Genomic DNA, 20,370 nt, shown 5'->3' on the forward strand with positions numbered 1-20,370 from the left:
TGCCACAGTGCGTGTGATGCCACTACAGCAGTAGCCGCCGATTCTCGGCGACAACACCACGTGCGACCGTCTCGTCGCCCAACCGCCGCCCCAGCGTCTCCTCGGCCAGACGAGGTGGTAATGCGGCGGAGAATTTCAGGCCCGCCACAGCATTTCGGCTGACTCCCGGCGGGCTCCACGTCACCTCGGCAAGAGCGGAGGATACTTCCTGTATCGACAGCCCGGGAAGCAGCCGCAGCGACTGCTCATCGACACGCTGTCGTGGATCGACAATATCCGGCAAGGATGCCTGCAAGGTGCGGTTGGCCGCCGTTCCGGCCCATGTCCACCAACGCCCCGCCCCGCCGGGAGGCAGTGTGACGACAACTGCGTCCAGCAGAATAGTGGACTCGTGGCGCATGCGCAGTGCAGTGAGCGCAGCAATCGCACGCTTGGTCAGTTTAACCCCGTCGGGGACCTCACCCAACAGAACCGCACGCATCCCTCGTGTGACCTCATAGGACACACCGGATCCCAGGCCCGACCATTTGGCTCGACCGCCTGATTCGACAGCCTCGACCAAACATCGCCTACGCGACCAGTCCACGTGGGTGACCTGCCAGGACCGGCCGCCGAGTAGCAGCACACGGGGCCCGTCGACCTCTTCGACAAGCAGGTCGGTACCGATCGTGCCGATCTCGTTGCGGCCCGCCATGACACGGAGTTCCGGGGGCGCGCTGAATACTGCGGTCAGATCGGAGAAATACCGTCGGCCGAACCGCCGTTCCGCCTCCGGCCCGATGTGCAGGAAGTCGCCGTCCCGCTCGAAATAGCCTTCGGTACAGAGGAATTCCAAGATCTGCTCGGCCGTCTCGTCGAACACGGGAAGCGAACCCCACCATCGCCGCCAGGTCCGCAGCCCGAGTTTGCCCTCTTGCAGGCACACAGCGAGCAACTGCTGGGCAGCGATGTGGTGTGGTGAGGGCGGCGGAATGATCGGTTCCACCCAGCCGTGCGACCAGCGATGCAGCATTCCCAACGCCAGCAGGACCGTGTCTTCGTCCAGGCACAGAAACAGGCAGTTGCGCACCGAACCCGCTCGCCGTCCGGTCCGGCCGAGCCGCTGCAGAAACGACGCGACCGTTCGGGGCGATCCGATCTGGATCACCCGATCGAGGTCACCTACATCGATGCCCAGCTCGAGTGTCGACGTGGCGACGATGACTGTATCCCTGGCCTCCGCGAACGCCTCCTCCGAGCGTTTCCGCTCGGCTGACGACAATGACGAGTGCGAGAGGTAGGTCTGAATTCCTCTTGCTCGTAGCGCAGCACCGAGCTCCTCGGCACGCCTTCGCGAATCTACGAATACCAATCGTTTCTCGCCCTGATGCAGCGCAGCAATGATGGTCGCTGCGTTTTCGATGGACCCGACGTGGTCGACCGTTATATCAGGTGTGCCGGCAGTATCGACAATCGCGGGCGCTACAACAACCCGCGGACGGTCCACAAAACCGCCCTGCAGCCACTTCAGCAACTCGTCAGGGTTACCGACCGTCGCTGACAGACCGATTCGCTGTATTTCCCGGCCGCTGATCCGCGACAACCGCTCCAGCACGGCGAGCAGGTGCCAACCACGGTCGTCACCTGCGAAGGCGTGCACCTCGTCGACCACAACAGCCCGCAGCCCGGAGAACAGCACACGCGATTCGACCTTGGTCGAAACCAGCATCGCTTCGAGCGACTCCGGCGTGGTCAGCAAAATATCCGGCCGATCTCGCATGATCCGCTGCCGCGCGTCCTGCCCCACATCACCGTGCCACACGGTGGCTACCCGGCCCAGCCACTGTGCGTAACCGTGCAGTCTGGGCTGCAAGTTGTTCAGCAGCGCGCGCAATGGACAGATGTAGAGCACCGAAACACCCTGCCAGTCCTTTTCTGACATCTCCGACAACAACGGAAACATAGCCGCCTCGGTCTTTCCACCCGCCGTAGGGGCAATGACCAGCGCATCCGAACCGGCCATGATCGGTCCGACTGCGGCCGCTTGGGTGGGCCGCAACCCATCCCAGCGCAGGGTGTTCGCCAGGTGATACTGCACTCCGGGATGCAGTTGCGCGAACACGTCCACTACAGATCCAACTCGATGTCGTCAACTGACGCGATCTCGCGTTCGGTATCGGACAGCTCGGATTCGGTGATCTTCACCGTGTAGTCGGTATAGGGATCGAAGTCAGGACTCAGTTCGATCACATCGAGTACATCGACAAGTTTGCGCAAGAACAGCCTCGGTGCCACGCCCACTCGGCCACCGAGCTTGCCGGCGACCGATGCGGCGAATCGATGCAAGAACTTGTCGTCGGCAACAGAACGTATGCGGTCGGCATCTTCCACCCCGGAAATGAAGAGCTCACGTACGCGGCCACCGAGTTCCACCAGCCGATCCAGATCGAAACCGGTGAGCCGCAACTGTGGTGCACGCGGATTGTCGAACTTCGGATCGCGGGAGAAATCGGTGTGCAGCCGGTCCGCAAGGGGGGGCAGCAGCGCAATGCCTTGACGCCCTTCGAAAAACGCGGGTGTCCCGGTGATCAATAGAAAGAGGCCGGGGAAGTGCCCATCGTGCACCTCGTCCACCAGTTGCCGCAGCGCGTTGAGCGCCTTGGCTCGTGAGTCAGTGCGAACCCGTTGCAGAGTCTCGACCTCGTCGAGAACGAGCAGTAGCCCGGCACTACCCGCATCAGCTAACACAGCGAGCAGCCCCCGAACGAATCCAAGTGCCAACGAGTTGTCGAGATCACCCTTTATTCCGGCCTGCCGTTTGACCGACGCTCCCACATGCGGCTGACCTCCCAGCCACGCGACCAGCCCGTCGGCGGAATCGTTGTCGCCCTCGGCGACGTGCCTGCGATACGCACGAATTGCCATGGGGAACACCGGTGCCCGCGTCGCGACAGCGGCCAGCCTACGTTCCAGCAGCGCGTCGATATCGATGCCCTGGGATTCGGCGTCGTCCTCGATGGTGAACAGCCATCCATCCAGGATCGGCCTCAGCGCACTCGGCGGCACTGAGGCGGTGCGTAGCGACTCGATGCTGCGTCGGTACACCGCTTCCAACCGGTGCAGCGGGGTATCGATCTCGTTGATCTGCACCTCTGCCACCGCGAAACCGCGTTTGAGCGCACGGTCGGCGAGCCAACGGGCGAAAAAGGTCTTTCCGGAGCCGTAGTCGCCCCGCACCGCCTTGAACATTGCCCCGCCGCCGGCGACCACACTCAATTCGGCGTCCAACTCGTTCTCGAACCGATCGAGCCCGACAGCCAGCTGATCCAGTCCGTTGGACGGCACCGTGCCTCGGCGCAGTGCGTCGAGGATTTCGCGGCGGCGGCGTGCAGAGACGGGGGCGGTCAACGGGATACCCCGAATTGTTCCCGCAGTGCGGCCTCGTCGAGCCGGACGGCACCATCGTCCAGCAGCAGCACCTCGTAGCCCTCGACATCGAGCACTCGTTTGATCTGCAGCAGTGCACCCTTGATGCGGGCAGGCGGAACTTGCACCACCGTCGCCGCCTTGGCGAGCGGGAGTTCACGTGAACCGGCCGCGGCCAGCGCATCGATCAGAGCGGAGATCTGTTCCGGTCGAACCACGACCCGGCCGGCAAGCCGCAGTTGTTCGACGAATATCGCTGTGGCCAAAATACTTTCGGACAGCTTCGGTGTCGCCGCAACGGGCTCGTCGAAAAGGCTGGGTTCCGACGGCACCGACTTGCGTTGACCCGCGGGTGCGACGCGGACCGGGACCGGCTCTTGGGTAATGGGCAGAGCCGCGTTCCACCATTGCGGCTCGACCGCGACATCACCCGAATCCAGCGATTCCGGACACTGGCCGGTATAGAGCGCGATAACCGGCACCACTACCTCGGCCGGCGAGCCACCACCGTGGTAGCCGGCGTTGACCACGCCATAACGCACGGTGTCGTCAACGGCGAGTACGGCGGCGCTGGTATCGGTCAGTACCCTCGGACCCTCCACCAGTATTTCACTGTCGTCGACCCGGCCTGTGTCGGCGTGTGCGCGTTGCCCGTACAGATTGGCGCGGTCCAGTCTGACGCTTTCGCGGCGTTCGATGACGTGCCCGTGGTCGGAGGTGACAATCACCGCCCGTCCCGCACGATGGGCGGCTTGTAACAGTGGCCGGAGGTGCGGGATCGTGTCCACGGTCCACGTAGCACGTCCCGGATCGGTGTGGTGCAGCGTGTCGTCCACGTAATTCAGCACAGCCGCCACAAGTCGCCGGCCTTCGGTGTCCCCTATCGCGTCGTTCACCTCGGTCGCGAGTGCCGCCCCGGCGGGCACACTGTCGAGTGCCTTCTTGTGGAAGATGGGATCGGCCCGGCCGTCGGGTGCCTGAAGCCCGGATGCGCGCAGAACCGCCGCAAATCCGGCACGTTCGGCCTGTTCATCTCCCTCACGCAGATCTCCGCACAGCAATGAACAGCGACTGCGCCGGGTAAGTGTGGGCAGTACCGCGAGGGCTCCTGCCCGGCGTGGCGTTCCGCTGCCGACCAGGCCCGGAACCGATGCTTCGGTCCAGCTGAGTTCGGTTGTGCCCGAGAAGAGTTCATTCGTCACCGCCATCGACAACCCGTCGAGCACCAGAAGTAGGGTGGGCCGGGACTCCGCGAGTGGCAGCACGACCCGCCGCAGGATTTCTTCGACCCCGGGAACCGCAGGCTGTGATGCGGCGGCGAGGGCTCCGGCGAATTGCCGATCATGGCGGCGGCGGCGTTGGGAGACGAGGTCGATGACCGTACGCAGCGTGGCGATCGAGCCGGGCAGCTCCGCTCCGCGCCGAGCTGCGGAGAGGGCGGTGTCCACCCAACTGTCTTCGGCCACATACCGATCGGTGAGGTCTGCGAGATCGCTCGATACCGGGGCAGCCGAGGCGAGCCAGCGAACCAAGCGGACACCCGCAGCGAACGCGGCGCAGGCCGCGTCCGTCTTGGCCAGGTAGTGCTGCTGCACCCGCAACCAGGCGGCCTCCATCGAGGCCAGGCCGACGCCGGAGATCGCGACATCCGGATCACCGAGGGCGGCAGGAAGCATCGCATCGATAGCTTCGGAAAGGGCGCCCAACCGGGCCTGCAGACCTCGGGGCAGGAATTCCGAACCGCCAGCCAATTCATCGATGCCGAGTGCGTGGACATGCCGCTCGGCGTCGGCGAGGACAACATGGATCTCGCGCGTGGTCAGCGATCGGGTGAGGAGGCTCGCCGAGTCCTGATACCATCCGCGGAGATCGTCCAAACTCGGTGCACCGAGCTCGAATCGGCCGAGGAACAGCCCGCGGGCGAGTTCGCTTCCGGACTGTTGCGGCTCGAGCAGTCCGGCGATGAGCCCCAGCGGTACCAGGTCGGCGATCCGGCCGGAGCGCAGCAGCGAGCTCACCACGCGGCCGAGCCGGCCCGAGCGTTCTCCCAACCACTCGGTGAATGCGGCGAACAACCCCGGACCGCCCACTCTGGCCAATTCCGTCACCTGCGCGGCGACCCCGCTGTGCCGGCTCCATTCCAGGACGGTGAGGGTGTCGATCTCGATGGCAGGATCGTCGGTCATTGCCAGCGCGCTGCGGGCGACGGCGCTCATCGCATGTGCGCGAGTCAGGACGCCACCGCGAGCCGGCGTATACGCCGACGACGACAGCACAGCGAGAAGACCGGTCGCCAGCGCACGATCGTTGTCGACGCGGTACAGCGCAGGTTCGATGGTCGCTGCGGCGAAGTTGCTGCGCAACGCATCCCACGGATCGGGAGTGAGCAGTCGGCCGTCCACCAGATGCGCGAGCACCCCGGAACCGAGCTCATCTTCTTCCAAGGGTGTCAATATCACCAACCACTCACCGTCGCTGCGGTTTTCGAGCGCTTCCCAAACCGCAAGAGTGGAAGGGCACGCGGCGACGGTGACCCGGACGCCGTCGTGGGCGAAGCTGCCACTGTCCCATTGGGGAGCGGCGCGCAGCCCGAGTACCCCGTGCCGATAGCGCTTCTCCCCCGCCTTCGCGAGTTTGGCGGCGATGAGCGGCTGAGAAACCGGCGCGGTGGTCACTCCACCCACCACTTCACCCGCACTCGGCTGCCGTGCTTTGCGAATGCGGCACGCAGTTGCTCGGTCACTTCGTCGACATCGTCGAGCCCGTGCAGGGTCACCGTTTCCGGATCGGTGACCGGACGCAAGGATTCGGGTTCGGATCGCGATGGCGGGTCGATATCCGGAGTGGGCTCGCGCGATGGCACAACAACCGCCGGCGGCGTGGGTGCCGACGCAGGGGTTTCGCTTACCACCCAGTCGACGATCCGGTTCTCGCGATGCCCCAGCTCTTCGGTCAGCGATGTTCCGGGCACCGAAAGGGTTTCACGCAGTTGCCGGAGCAGATCCCGCGCGGAATCCGCGCGAGGCCCCGACTGTGCGGCCGCCACCTGCACCGTGTCGAGCAAGCGCCATTTGAAACCGCGCAGGGCGCGGACATCACGGGCCGCATCCGCTCGAATCTGCCCTGCCGTCGGGTGAGCGACCGGCAGGGTCAGCGCGGCCAGCTGGTCTATGACCGCGACATTGCCCGCAGTACTGTGCAATCGATCCAGGGCCTGCACGAGTTCGGTTGCGGCCGTGCATCGGTCGCTGCTTCCCGCGGCGAAGTCGAGCCGGTTGTGCGCTGCGGTCAGCTCCCGGACGAGCTCGTCCAGATCGCCGCGCTTCTCGGCCGCCCGTACCCGGACCTGCTGTGCGAAGTCCGCGACATTGGCACCGGTGAGGTAGGTCCGTGGCATCGTGTACCCGAACAGCTCCGAGGCTCGAGTGCGCGCGGTATCCCAGGCGGCCTGTTCGGGCAGCTGCTCGGCCCGCAGTTCGATACTTTCGCGGATCCGCCCCAGCGGCGGCGCCGCGATCGGGGCGCCGGCCTCGAACCAGGCTCGTTTACGCAACAGAGCCCACGCACTGACCACCAAGTCGCGTGCTTCCGGACGCAGACCCCATGCAGGAGTAAGGGAATCGAGGCGGCGCTGCAACGTACCCACCGTGACCGTACTGCCGGATTCGGCTGCGGCACGGTCGAGTTCACCAGCCCAGAACGCAAAGGTGTCCTCGCCGAACAGAAAATGATCTTCGGTCGCCTTGCCGACCCGCAACGGCGCGGCCACCCGGCGGACGGTCTTGCGATCTGCACCGGGCAAGGTCGGCACCCGGCCGTCGCGATGGGTACAGGCCTGCTCCACGTAACCACGCACGACCTCGAACTGCCGGGCCGTGATCTCCTCGGCGGCTGGTTCGAATTGCGGGTGCGCGGGGTAGGTGGCGGCAAACGCTTGGTCCACAACCTTCTCGAAGGCATCCAGTAAGCCCAGTGCAGCAGGCAGTTTCGGCTGGAAGTCCTTACTCAGCGACACCAGTATCTCGGTGTGCCCGGGGTCGTCGACGAACCGTTTGGGGTCTGCCGCCTCGATCCCGTATGCCTGGCGCAGCAACAACTCCAGGCTGGTTGTCGTACCACGCCAGAGATTCTCCAAGATTCCGCGCGCCTGTGCCCGATCGCTGACGGAGAGGTGGTCGGAGTTCTCCTGCCAGCGGTCACCACTGCCCGCGAACAGCCAGTCGAGTTTTACCAGCAGGGCCAGATCGTCCATCGCGGCAGGCGAGAAGAACTTCGGCAACCACACAACAGTGTGCTGGTCGCCGGACATCATGAGCCGTTCGACCCGAATGATGTCGTCGGCGGTGGAGAAGTCGTGCTCGTCGAACGGGTAGTCGATGATGAAACGCCAAGTACCCGGGCGCGCTTCGAAGCTCTGTTCCGGCACCGAAGCAGGGTCGCGGACGTTGCCGTACACCACATCCACCTCACGGCGCGAACCGCGGAAATACACAGTGCGGGTTGCGGCGCCGGCCAAATCGTCCTGGGTGGTGATCTCCAGCGCATGGTGGATGAGCTTGCGCAGCAGCACGCGGCGGCGGCCCACATTGTCCTCGCCGCGCACCCGATCGATCACCGATTGATAGTCGACCTCGGCAAGCTGGAGCCGGATGATCGGATCCTGCCCGTCGGCAACGCTGATCTCCGGAACGTCCTTGCTGGCCCAGTCCCGTACGGCCGCGAGTGCCACTCGCCATTCACCGCCGCGCAGCCGCGTCTTGATCGAGCCGTGGTTCAGCGCGGCCAGCCTGCTGGCAGTGATATCGCGCAGCGCAGGCACTTTCGGCGCGATCGCAGAAAGCAGCAGCGTCTTGGCGATCCGCTCGTGCGCGCGGAAACCCGACGGCACACTCGCCGGATCCTGCTCCAGCTGTTCGGCACTGATCTGATGCTTGTCCAACAGCATCGGCAGCATTTTTCCGCGAAACAGTTCCGAAGCTGCCTTGAACAAGGTGCCCGCGTGTGCGTCGATCGGCTCGTTGCCTTCGACGATCCGGTCGAAGGCATCCCCGACCGGGATGAGATCGTCCACCGTGAGGGTGTCGCGGCGTTCGACGAGCATGCGCTGCATCACCTTCAGCGCGGTACGCTCGCGCTGCATCACCGTCGACAGGTTGCGCAGGGTCGCAACCAGCGCCGGGGAGAACGGGTAGGTCAGCTCGAATTCGCGCTCCGACGCGCCACGGTGCTCATCGGAGGTATTCATGCTGTCGCGCAGCACATCCCACACTGCAGGCGTGCGGCTGACCGCTTTGAAGGCATCAGCAAGAATCTGGCGAGCGTTGTCGTCCTTGGGCCGCAGCAGCCGCGCATGTGCCACTTCGGCGAGGTTGTCGTCACCGAGTTCGATGTCACGGAACCGGCCCTGTTGGTAGTTCAGTGAGCGGTCGATTGCCTCCTGCTCGGCGCCGGACGCACCAGCGTCAGCAAACCATTTGCGCAGATCCATCTGACGAGAGATGAACGAGACCAACGGAATCGGACGCCGAGTGCCGGAGGACTCGACCAGCTTGGTGATCTTCTGCGATTCACGGGCGAAGAACTCGGTGTCACTCACCGAGAACGCCAGCCACAGCACGAGTTCATCGAGGAACAGGACCGCGGCGTCGTAGCCCAACGATTGGGCGTGCGCGGCGAGCACCGGCAGGCCGCGGTCCAGGTCGACGTAATCGGCCTGCTCGACGAACGCCGAGAAATAGTTCTGCACCAGCGCCGACACCAGTTGGGTACGGCTCTCGTCCTCGGGCGGCGCGGTGAGCGCGTTCCGGTAGCGGATCAGATCCCAAGCGCCCCCGCCGAGCACCCCGCCCCAGCCGTCGCTCGCACTGGTATCCAGGCCGGCGAGGAACTTCTCGTCACCCATCCTGGCGCGCAGGTTCTCGGCATCGCCGAGCAGCTTGTCGGATTTGTGTACCGCGGGCAGGTCTGCCTCGGGGTGCAACCGCATGATCTGCTCGACATAGCCTTGGAAAATGGCCTGTTCCAGGCTCTTCGCGCCGAGCAGATGGTAGGTGAGGCGCAGGAACTTCTTGCCGCTGAGCTGGCTGTCGTAGCGGCCGGTGAGATCGTTGAACTTCGCGGTCCGCAACCCTGGATGGTTGCCGAGCAGGGCGTAGAGGACCGCCATGAAGTGGCTCTTGCCCGAGCCGAACGAACCGACCAGGTACGCGGCGCGGGAGGTGTTCTGCTTCACCGCGTCGGTCACCAGATTCAGTGCGCTGGTGAAGTTTTCGCGCAACGAGTCCGTGAGGACGTACTCGTCGAGCGTCGCACGGATCTGGTTGTCGTCCTCCGTACTCGTGGTGAGCTTGAGGACATAATCGTCGCTGCCGACCTGTTCGGGGATGTCGATGACATCGCGAAGCAGCACACTCATCGTCGCAGATCCTCCAATCGGTCCGGCGACCAGATCTTGCCGACCAGCGCCAGCAGGAGTTTGCCGCGCCCCTCCTGCGCGTCCTTACCGAACGTCCGATACGGCTCGAACTGCAGATTCTCCCGCGTGCGGTACTGCATGAACTGTGGTTGACGCCGGTAGGCGGCATCGGTCAGGCTCGCGGCGTAGAAGTTCTGCTTCGCGTAGTCCGCAGCCTTCACCTCGAACGGCTCGTCCTGAAGGCTGCGGTTCACGTCGGCAGGCAGAAGAAGCAGTGCGGCGACATCGTCGCGCCAGAGGCTGAAATCTTGCCGACTGTCGAATTGGTCTCGGTAGCGTGTGTACTTGTCAGGCCAGATGTGTTCGATGTCGAACGGGTTCTTCTGGTTTCGATCGACGTAATGATCGAATTGGTCCCCCTTGCCCGCTCCAACCTCCACTTCGGCGGTTACGCGCGCGAGCAGATGGTAGATGTACCGGCGACTGAACTGGTTGAGCCCGAACTCGTACAGCCCACCCCGCCCACGACTCGCACTGCTTTCGAAGGTGGTGTCGTCACTGTTCAGCTTACCGATGAGGACGTCGATGAGGTCATCGAGCGATTTCCGCCGAATGTCCTTGCACAGCAACCACATCGGGTACGCGGCATAGGAATAGCCGACACGGATGTAGTTCACCACTCGCCGCATCAGCCAGATGTCGAGATAGGCAGCGGTCGCCTCGAGCTTACGACGAACGGTGTCGCTGTCGTCCTCGACGGTCAACGGTGCCAGCAGAACGGTGCTCTGCCAGGTGAAGTCGTTGTGTGCGTTGTAGTAGACCGACTTCAGCCCCGGTGTGTAGGTACGCCCGGCTTCCAGGATCTGCCGATATGCTCGTGCGAAGAACGGGAATTCCTCGGTCATGATGAACAGGTTCTGCTGATCGCCGCCTGCACCGATTCGTTTCTCGTTGTCCCGAGCCCAGCGATGAAACGTGCTGCCGATGAGTTCCCAGTCCTTGTCCGCGGCTCCCTTCCTGCGCTCCCGGATACTGTCGGCGTACTGCGCACGCAGCCACGCCTTGATGCAAGCGGAGTCGCGCTCCTGGTCCGGATCGGGTGCCCACGAGGTGAGCTCGAGTACTGTGCTCTTCCAATCGCGGTTGGCCTGGCTGCGCCCGTTGTCGGAATCAATCGGCGCCAGCAGATACGCCTTCAGCATGTCCACCGGGCTCAATGGTTTGCCACGGTCGTTCATCGTCTCGAAGATCGAGTAGGCGTGCGCGTCGGTCTCGGTCGCGATCTCGATCAATCCGACCTTGCGGATCAGCCAGTAGACGAAGGTCGCCAAACCCTCGCCGAGTATGCGAGTCAGTTCGAAGTTCTCGATGTCCTGGTAGCGCGCGACGATTGTCCGGATCGACTCCTCTTTACCATCGACGTTGTAGGGTTCGCCGTTGAACAGAGCCCGGATCACCGGAACTCGTTCGGCGATATCGAGATTGAAACTGGGCTCACCGAAGTTGTCCGAGAAGATCAGCGGTTCCAGCGCACTCGCGGCGGGCAGGTCTTGCGCCTTGGTCTCCCGGTACAGATGGATCAACAGTAGTGTCAGCGAGGTAACCCGCTGCTGACCATCCACCAGGTAGTTCTTACTGCCCCGCTGGGTGACGATGATCGACCCCAGGAAGTAGTCCGCGTAGTCGCTGGCAGCTTTGGGCGAATCACCCGGTTGGTAGGACGTTTCGAACTTACCGAGCAGGTCGGAGAGTAGCTCCTCGATGTTGCGGCTCTCCCACTTGTATTCGCGCTGGTACTCATCGATCGAGAACGAACGGCTCTGCAGCAGTTCGGTGATGGTCCGATAGTGCGGAACGATGCTACTCATGCCGGTGTGGTCGCTTTCTTGGTCCGCCGCCCACGCTTGGTGGTAGCCGGCCGCCAAGCCGCCAGCTCTTCGGTGGTGACGCCGACCTGCGCACAGCGCGTACGCAGTTCCTCATCGATCGTGTCGGCTACCGATTCACCATATTCGGGGTCGATCTCGCTGTGCCACTGCCGAACCCACGGCGCCAACTCCGCCAGACCCGCCAGCATCGGGGTCAGCTTGTCCGCCTCCCAGCCGTCATCGATGCGAGCGCCGATCAGTTCGGCGAGAGCCAGTGCCTGCTCGGCATGATCCCAACCTGCCCAGCCGAGCAGCTCGCTCGGGTCGGAGTCACGGCTGGCACTGGGGTAGGAGATGAAACGTTCTTTTGGCACATCGAACTTGCCTCGGCGGGACCAGTACGCAGGGGTCCTGAAATCGGCTGGCTTATAATCGGGCGGGATGGCGATCGGCGTCGCCAGCTTTTCACCTTCGTCCTCGCGGCGCTGAAGTTCCCACGTATTTTCCCACGCACTACGCTTATCTAAGCCGGACGGCTCGTAACGCAAAGCCGCAAGGTACGGCACACCCTCGTCGGTTAACAGCCGATTCAGCGCAGTTGAGGTAGAGATATCGATACTACCGGCCCATAGTTGCAACGCACTCCGGAAACCCTCGTCGCGATCTAGATGATCCGCCAACACGGCAACGCTCCGCATTGTGGGGCGTCCGTCGCCGTCAAACCAAAGTGCGCGGTCCTCGATACGATCGAGCAGCCAGTCACGAAGGGCCTCGGTGACTCGCTTGCTCCACGGTTCGGCTGCCCAAGTACGTTTGTACACCGGCTTCTCTAGGAACCTGATTTTCGGATTGGCCGCTATGATATCTAGACGGCGCTGTAGCAGTGACTGATAGTCGCCGGGCAGGTGTGTCGGAATCTTTGTAATCGGCTTCGACCGGTGGCGCTCGAACCAGACAGTGCGTTCGCCAGTTTCCATTGATCGAGCCAGTACAATCTCGAAAGCCCGCTCACCCAAAGCGACTCCGGGCACCTCATTCGTATAGACGAGGTCGCTCCCATCGAGCAAACCGTATAGCCCGTAGCATTCCCAGTCCAATTCCTCCTGATGGGAGATCATCAGAGCACGAATGTGTTCGAATTTTTTAGATGCAGCATCGAGCAACTCGGCGTTCGGAGTTCCAGTCCCTACAACCACAGAGGGAGAGGTTGCAGCGAGTTCCTGTGCAAGCTCGTCCAAAATGCGAGCACGTTCCAATATGCAGGTTGGCGGTAGCGGAAATCTCTTCACCTTCGTGGCATTGAATTGATACCTCTGCTCCCAACTCTCATCGGAGTCGCCGCGCCCAATACCTCCACCCGCCTTGTTCTGGCAATTCTGTTTCAGCCAAAAACACGCTACCGAACTGTTAAGGACTCCCAGTAGTCGCAAGTGATCGTCTTCACTCGCCCCTTCCGGCAACTTGACCACAGGCGCGGTTCGATTAAACACTTTACCGAGACGATCGATAGTAAAGTGATTATGGGTCGCTATTTCAGCGTAAGCAATAGCAAAATCGGAAGTTCCCACGTCCCGTGGAAGTTGATGCCACTCATACCATTTGCGGCCCGATGAAAAGTATGTACCGCCACCGAAGGTGGATCGGCCTCCGAGGCTTGACCGAAAACTCCAAAGATACTTCTGAATATCAAAATTCAGATCATCAAAATCCATAAGCACTCGAGACTCGCTGTACGGAATGAGAGCAACAGCTACAGATTGAGCATCCCAATCACGTACGTTCTCACCCCTAGACGATGCGACAAGGTAGCTTGCTGGTGCACCCGCACGGCGTGCAAGCTCTATCGGAAGAAAGAATACTTCGTCGGCATGACTGTCACCAAAAAATCCGGTTCTCCGTTGGCTTGAATCGAGCCTACGCTCGGCCCCACTCTCGATTATTTCAGCAAGTTCCGCAGCACCACCACCGCGGAGGCTCCAGGGATGCGTCGCTAGCGAGACGCGGTCTAAATCCTCCACCGTAATCCAACCGTTGGCGAAATTGGGCTCATCAACATGGTCGGCGATCGCAGACCATACGATCCCTTTCGCTGGGACTTCCGGACGCCCCGGCTCTCCACGGACGCCCAGCACTGTCCGCACAGTAGCGCCGACTGGAGTGCAATTGCGTCCCACCAAGATCACGGTCGGCGTCCCGTGCCCAGGAATGTATGCACCGGACGTGTCGATTACCCGGCGAAGATCACGAGTGCACAAGAATTCTTCGATCAATTTCGAACCGAATTCACGCTTCATGAACGAATTCGACGTTATTTGACCGACCCAGCCAGGCCCCGACGCCACACCTTCAGACTTCGCCAGGTCGAAGAATAATTCCATGAACGGCACCGTAAGCGCATAGGTACCTTTGCAGAAGTGATAGAGTCCCCGATAGGTCTGATTTTGAGCTTTGTCCTTCACCGTGATGTATGGCGGATTTCCCATCACCGCATCATGTTCTCGTTGCAGAATCGCCTTGAGCTTCTCCTGATCCTCGGTCGAGTAGGCAAACCGCGCCTGCCCAAAAGTCAGCAGATCGTCATCCAAAGCCTGTTGCCGTGCACCCCACAGCAGCGAGTCACCCGCAGCCAGATTCAGCTTGATGTCGATCATTTTTTCAATCGACTTGTCACCACTGGCTTCCAGCGCAGCGACCATGAGGCGGAAACGGGCAATGGCCACCGCTGATGGGTTGATGTCCACGCCGAACACGCCCTCGAGAGCCTTGCTCACAAGATAGCGGGGTTCGAGCGCCGGTGCTTCACGTTGCCAGCGTTCGAGCAACCGATGGAAGGCTCCGAGTAGAAAGTGCCCTGATCCGCATGTCGGGTCGATGACAGTGAAACCTTCGAGCGACCGCTCGTCCAGCGCTGGCTCGAGAGTCTGGTCCAGGATGAATTCCTCGACGAACTCGGGCGTCTGCAAAAGCGCGTATGTCTTCTTCGCATACTCGGACAGATCCTGGTAGGCATCACCTAGGAAGCGGGTGTCGACTCCCGTGAAACCCCACCGCGACTCACCGGAATCGTCCTTCTGCCACCAGAACTCGAGCAGCGCACGCGCCGCGTCACCGGAGGGTGTCACCTGGTGCAACGGCGAGAACTCATCCACCAGTCCCTTGGTGGCGTCGAGCCTGGCGAAGTGCTCGATGATCTGCCCGAGCCATTCGCGATCGGTGTGCTCGCGATTCTCGGTGAAGTACGCGCGGCGCGCATCGAGTGCCTGTTGTCGTGCGTCACTGTTCGGGCCGGCGATCCACAGTCGCGAGACCAAAGCGTTGTCCTCGCAGTAACGGGCGAACACCGTGAGCAGCACCCACGCCACCGCAGACTGCGTCACCCGCTCGTTGCGCCATTCCTGCCAGGAGGCGGCCGTTCGTTGCGCGGTGAGTGCGTGATCGTATTCGCTTCTCCAGCGATCGAAGACGCCGGGTTGACGGGTGTCGGGATCAACCCCGTCCACTCGGTCGCGCAGGTCGCCTTCCAGCGCTGTCACCTGTTTACGCAGTACCGCAACCAATGTGGTCGCCGAGAACCCCTCACTACCCGTCATCATTCGCTCTTCCCACTGTCGCCGACAGCTTCTGACCACGTCACGAATTGTCCACCAGGAGAACTCAATTGGATCGGTCTGCCGTCCACCAACGCTCCCCGCTGACCGCGGATCTGCGGAAGCACTAGCCATACGGGCCGCCGGCGCGGCGCCGACAGATCGCTGAGCCGGGCCAGGAGATCCATGTACCCGTAGCGGGCGAGAGGCGAAAGTTCGGTGAAAATCACCGGTCCCGCCCCCTCTCCGGAAAACACGGTGGATTCGAGCCGCAAGACCAGTTGCGGCATCACCTGATCCAGCACCGCCTGCAAGCCCTGTGCGTCGCGGCTGCCCTCGATGGCGGCGTCCGCGCTGCGAACCAGGGCCCATGGCACCCCACGCTCTGCGGCGAGTTCGCGCATCGCCGTGATGATCTCGTCCGTCACGTCGATGATCTCACCGTGAAACGAGGTGGCCAGAGAATGTGCGACCCGCACGTGCTCGCCGGCGCGGTCCGCCGGAATCGGGACGCCGATCGCGACGAAGCCGTTCTCCTGCAACGATTGCCGTAGCAGTGTGTGGCGGGTGGACAGTATGGGGCCAAGCTGCGCTCCGGGCCCTGACACGGGTGATTCTCCGGTAAGGGTTGCCGCCCGAGTATGCACCGAGGTTTCGCTCGGGGGCACCGCATCCCGATAGCGATAAACGCCGTCTGCCCAGGTCAATCCGAGTCCGGCCCGATCGACCATCGCATCGAGCACGGGCCGCGCGGGCAGTCGCTCCAATGCCGGGAATCGAGCGGCAACGCGAGCACGAACCTCGTTGGGAGTCAACGACTCCGACTGGGACAACCCAGCCAGCGCCGAGCGCACCGCTGCCGATGCTTCGAGGAGCACGGGGTACAGTTCGCCGCGACCGGAAATCGCGGCCGTGCGAGAAGTGGCTGCCGCCAAGCGAATCAGTTTCGAATCCGGCGGCAGCTGTTCCCGGGCACCCGGTTCGGCGGCATTGCGGTAAGCACGTGTGAATGCCTCGCGCAGCTCTCGTGCGGCGGTGACCGACGGCACCACCACCGTTGTGCTGCCGAATACCAGTTCGTCGGCACGTTTTCCGGCCGCCTCCGCCGCCGCCAGCAGCACCTCGTCGTCGGCGACGAGCGCCAATCGGCCATCGTGCCTACGCCGGACCAATCGCTTTGCACCGTCGGCAGTCTCGTGTTCGGTGAGGCGATCGAAAGCTGCGCGGAGCAAACCTGCTGCCGCTCGTTCCGCCAGCACTGGTGCAGGTGACTCGGAGTCGGTCGATGCGGGCTGAAGCATGCGCCCGCGGATCTCCGCGGTGAGCGTCGGGATCGCCACGACACCACCGGAATCGCGCAGTACCTTCTGTGCGAGTTCGATCACGCCGTCGAGAAGGTCGCGCGCCGCGTCGTTCTCAGCCCAATCCGACTGCAATTCCTTGATCAGTTGATGTCCCCGCTGCGGCGCTTTCGACAACTGCCGGGCCAGCTCGTGCCCACTGGCGAATGCGCCGAGGTTGCCTTTGACGCCCAGCAGCAGCTCCGCTGCCGACCGCCGGGTTGTGCGGCGAGTACCCAGTGCAGCCAGCAGCAGTTGCACCGCATCGTCCAGGCTGAGCATGTACTGCCCGCTGACTGCAGGTGCTTGACGCCCGAGGCTCGCAGTCCATTGCCGATACCGGTCACGGATCTCGACGCGCGTGTTCTTGGCTTCCTTGGCAACCAGCCGGTTGAGGCGGGTGGAGTCCAGGGCCAGCAGCTCACCGACTGTCGTCACCGAGATCGCGGCGAGTGCCGACACGGCACGGGCGCTCAGCCCGGCCTGACCCAGCGCGGTGAGGACCGTTGCCTTCGCGGCAGCGTCGGCGGGGTCGGCGGGGGCAGGTGCGGCATCCAGTTCGGTGAACACGGCGCGCCATGCCTTCGACATGTCCTCGGCGGTGTCCGGCCGTGCCGATGCCTCACGCGACAGTGCCGATGCGAAGAAGCGCGACAACGGTTCCGCGACAGCACTTTCGAACATTTCCGGCGACAGCGTGACATCGTCGTCGACGGTTGCCGCGTTGGCCTGGGGGTCGGGGCCGTACTGAGGGGCGGTCCCGGTTGCCATCTCGAACAGCACTACTGCGGCACCGTAGCGTTCGGCCGCCGAATCGTAGGCACGGCGGCCGCCCGGTAGCCCGAGGAAAGGGTCGAGGTAGGGCGGGGTGCCCGCCTCGATATTGCGGGGATCGACGCCGGCCATGGAGAAGTCGAACAACATCAGGTGGGTGTCCGCGCGCTGACTCGACGAGAACACACCGAGGTTGGACGGCTTGAGATCGCGATGCGTGATACCGGCCCGCTCGAGAGTCACCAACGCCGACAGCAGATCGCTGCCCCACCGCTCGAGCACGTCGATCGACAGACCGCCGGACTTGCCGGACAGCTCCTCGGCGAGCGTGGTACGACCGGCCCACTGCAGCACCAGTGCGGTGCGGTTGCCGATCACCTCTTCTGAGATCAACTGCACGATCCGCGGATCGTTGAGATCGTTCAATGTACCGAGAACCTGTGCCTCGGCACGCAATCGGGCGATGGCCTCGTCGTTGCGGGCCACCTTGAGCACCCGCTGTGCACCACCGGCCCGATGATCCACGGCAAGGATGCCGACCGCCGTGGAGCCCGCTCCCAATCGGCGCCGGTACTCGAACCGTCCGTCGCCGAGCATGCTGCCGGGGCCGGCCTCCAGCGGATCGGTCTCCCCCTGAGAGCCGATCAGATCGCGACGAGTGTCCTCGAGCCGATCGAGGAAATCGGTGACCCCAGCGATCCGGTCTCCGGGGCTCGGCGTGGTGGCGTCGAGTATCAGCTGACGCAATGCTGATGGGACCTCCGGCATTTCGGCCGCCAGATCCAGACCGCGGTCGCGACGCAATCGGTCCATCAGCTCGCCACGCTCGGTCGCGGGTGCGATGCCACCGGAGAGCAGGTAGAACGCCAGAGCACCGATGCCGAACACATCCATCCGCACCGGGTCGGCGGGACTCGGTCCCTCCGGCGCGGCGAACAGCCGCGCTTGCTCCGACAGCGCGTCTGCCGTCAGGCTCAGCGGACCCCCGGACAGGCGCGACACACCGGTATCCGAGTTGGCCGGCAGCACACCGGCACTGTCCCAGTCCGTGACCTGCAGCAGTCGATGCGTGCCCCGGACCCGCAGTGCGATCGCCCGCGGGTTCAGCGTCCGATGCACCACGCGATGGCGGTGAGCGTACTGGATCACTTCGGCGAGTTGGCTCAGCAACTCCAACTGCTCGTCCAGGGTCAGCACATTCGCGTTGTCCGCGAGCCATAGATCAAGGCGCTCAACGTCTTTCGACTGCACGAACACCAGCCCGATACCGAGCTCACGATCTTTCACGACATCGACCGGGACCTGCAGGCCATCGTGCTTGAGCCGGGTCAGCAGCCGATATTCGTGTTCGACAGCGCGCGCGTGCGCATGCTCCTCGGCTGGGCTCGAACCCGGCTTGGGCAGGTAGAAACGGATGCGAGCTTGTCGTTCCGTGTCGACATGGTGGAACGCCGGCCAGTCCTGCCAGCCGTCGCCGTCGCCGAGCGGCTCCTCGTCGATCACCCACGATCCCAGCTCCCGCTGGCGGCGCGGTGCCAGACCGATCGCCTTCATCAAATCGGCCAGCAGCAGGGATTTCTCCTCGCTGACCGGATCGCGCGCAGTAGGCGCGAGCAGTCGCTCCGACATTCCGGGCAGCCGACTGGTGCCCTCGTTACCGTCGAGCCCATACAGATTGATCGCCGAACTGGCCGGCAACTCGCAGACCATCCTCGGATGGTGCAGAAACACCAGCTCCTGCACGAACGGAATGGTGCCGCGCGGAACAGGACCCACACGTTCGACCAGGCGGTCTTTGAGCAATGAGGCGAAGTACTGGGCTTTACGCCTGGCCAGCAGCAGTGGCGAGTCCTCCGCGCGATGGCCACTGCGGCTCCATACGTGGTCGTTGCCACGCAGAACCCCGCTGTAGTACTTCAGCTCGATCAGGTAGAGGGTGTCGCGAGCCAGGACAAGCAGGTCGACCTCATGCCAGCGGCCCTTGTTGTCCCGGAACTCGAAGTTGGACCAGGCACGGAACGGCGGAACATCTGGCAGAAGTGCCTTGACGATGTCAAGCCCTTCCTTCTCGTGATCGAACTGCGAGGGCGAGATCTCCGTCCAACGCCCGTTCTGCACAGTTCACCACCCCTGAAGTCGGACCCGATGTCGTACAGGCAGGGTACTCGGCGGGTGCGACAGGGTGAACACACAACCGTGATGATGTCGCCGGCCGGCATTGCCGCTGGTCCGCATCACCGAAACCCGTGTCGTGGTCATCGCGAGGATCGGACTGCAATGATGTCAGTTATGACCGCGCCCGATGAGCACCCGGAGCTGTGTCTGACGGCGGAGCAGTTCGCCGACGGCGCAACCGAATCGCTCGGAGATATCGAGATCGTCGACGGACACGTGATCCGAATGATGGCGCAGAGTCCCACCCACAGCCGGGTGGTCCGGCGACTGGCGGGCGCACTCGAATCAGCACGACGCGACGGTGGGCCGTGCATGATCGTGGACTCGGACGTCGCCGCCCGATTCGCCGATGCCGACTCCTCCGCGCCGGACCGGCGACTGAACATCCGTTACCCCGACATCTGGATCCGCGACTGCGAGCCGTACGACGTCAACACCGTTCGCGACCATATCCTGCTGGTTGTCGAGGTGACCTCGGAATCGACCATCGACAGCGACATCACCGACAAGCGCATCCAATACGCTCACGCCGGCATCCCGCGCTATTTGATCGTCCGGTTGGATCAGAAGGAAGAACGGATCGAAGAGATCGAGGAGTACCGCCTCGACTGGTCCGGTCGCCGCTACCTGGTGCACACGGTGCATCGGCGGGTGCTGCTGCTCGACGACCCCGTCGAGGTCACCGTTCCGTTCGACGTCCTCGAACAGCCCTAGGATCTTCGCGGAGATGCGGTCCGGCAGGACAACGAATCCGGAGGTGTCATCGCCGTGATCGACGATTGCCGCGTGCGAAAGACAACCGCCCG

The 20,370-nt window shown here is 63.2% G+C and carries 8 protein-coding genes; 1 reads left to right on the forward strand and 7 read right to left on the reverse strand.

Going from position 1 to position 20,370, the window contains the following annotated elements; translation table 11 throughout:
- Positions 1-22: 22 nt before the first annotated feature.
- Genes G361_RS0113965 through pglW form a run of 7 tightly spaced genes read right to left on the reverse strand, consistent with a single transcriptional unit; the run spans position 23 to position 19,507 of the window.
- Positions 23-2,107, reverse strand: coding sequence for a DEAD/DEAH box helicase (locus tag G361_RS0113965; RefSeq protein ID WP_019927706.1), 2,085 nt, complete (start codon positions 2,105-2,107; stop codon positions 23-25).
- The gene (gene brxD / locus G361_RS0113970) at positions 2,107-3,387 is read right to left on the reverse strand and encodes a BREX system ATP-binding protein BrxD (protein ID WP_026343012.1); all 1,281 of its coding nucleotides are present in this window, start codon (positions 3,385-3,387) and stop codon (positions 2,107-2,109) included. Before brxD ends, G361_RS0113965 begins: the two co-directional genes overlap by 1 nt.
- The gene (gene pglZ, locus G361_RS0113975) at positions 3,384-6,080 is read right to left on the reverse strand and encodes a BREX-2 system phosphatase PglZ (protein ID WP_019927708.1); all 2,697 of its coding nucleotides are present in this window, start codon (positions 6,078-6,080) and stop codon (positions 3,384-3,386) included. Before pglZ ends, brxD begins: the two co-directional genes overlap by 4 nt.
- Positions 6,077-9,820 (reverse strand): DUF6079 family protein, encoded by a 3,744-nt coding sequence (locus G361_RS0113980; RefSeq protein WP_019927709.1) that lies wholly within the window; start codon positions 9,818-9,820, stop codon positions 6,077-6,079. Before G361_RS0113980 ends, pglZ begins: the two co-directional genes overlap by 4 nt.
- Complete coding sequence (locus tag G361_RS0113985; RefSeq protein ID WP_019927710.1) at positions 9,817-11,688, reverse strand: DUF262 domain-containing protein; 1,872 nt, start codon at positions 11,686-11,688, stop codon at positions 9,817-9,819. Before G361_RS0113985 ends, G361_RS0113980 begins: the two co-directional genes overlap by 4 nt.
- On the reverse strand, positions 11,685-15,281 hold the full coding sequence (gene pglX, locus G361_RS48320) for a BREX-2 system adenine-specific DNA-methyltransferase PglX (RefSeq protein WP_231386873.1): 3,597 nt from the start codon (positions 15,279-15,281) through the stop codon (positions 11,685-11,687). Before pglX ends, G361_RS0113985 begins: the two co-directional genes overlap by 4 nt.
- Complete coding sequence (gene pglW / locus G361_RS0114000; protein WP_019927713.1) at positions 15,278-19,507, reverse strand: BREX system serine/threonine kinase PglW; 4,230 nt, start codon at positions 19,505-19,507, stop codon at positions 15,278-15,280. Before pglW ends, pglX begins: the two co-directional genes overlap by 4 nt.
- Positions 19,508-19,678: 171 nt before the next feature.
- On the opposite strand from pglW, the gene G361_RS0114005 reads away from it, so the two are divergent.
- On the forward strand, positions 19,679-20,278 hold the full coding sequence (locus G361_RS0114005; RefSeq protein WP_019927714.1) for a Uma2 family endonuclease: 600 nt from the start codon (positions 19,679-19,681) through the stop codon (positions 20,276-20,278).
- Positions 20,279-20,370: the final 92 nt, after the last annotated feature.

Source organism: Nocardia sp. BMG111209 (genome assembly GCF_000381925.1).
Taxonomy (GTDB): Bacteria; Actinomycetota; Actinomycetes; order Mycobacteriales; family Mycobacteriaceae; genus Nocardia.

What these genes read in the sequence shown, in the direction of transcription:
- G361_RS0113980 (WP_019927709.1), bottom strand. Translation starts at nt 9,820, where the DNA reads ATGAGTGTGCTGCTTCGCGATGTCATCGACATCCCCGAACAGGTCGGC.
- G361_RS0113985 (WP_019927710.1), bottom strand. Translation starts at nt 11,688, where the DNA reads ATGAGTAGCATCGTTCCGCACTATCGGACCATCACCGAACTGCTGCAG.
- pglX (WP_231386873.1), bottom strand. Translation starts at nt 15,281, where the DNA reads ATGATGACGGGTAGTGAGGGGTTCTCGGCGACCACATTGGTTGCGGTA.
- G361_RS0114005 (WP_019927714.1), top strand. Translation starts at nt 19,679, where the DNA reads ATGACCGCGCCCGATGAGCACCCGGAGCTGTGTCTGACGGCGGAGCAG.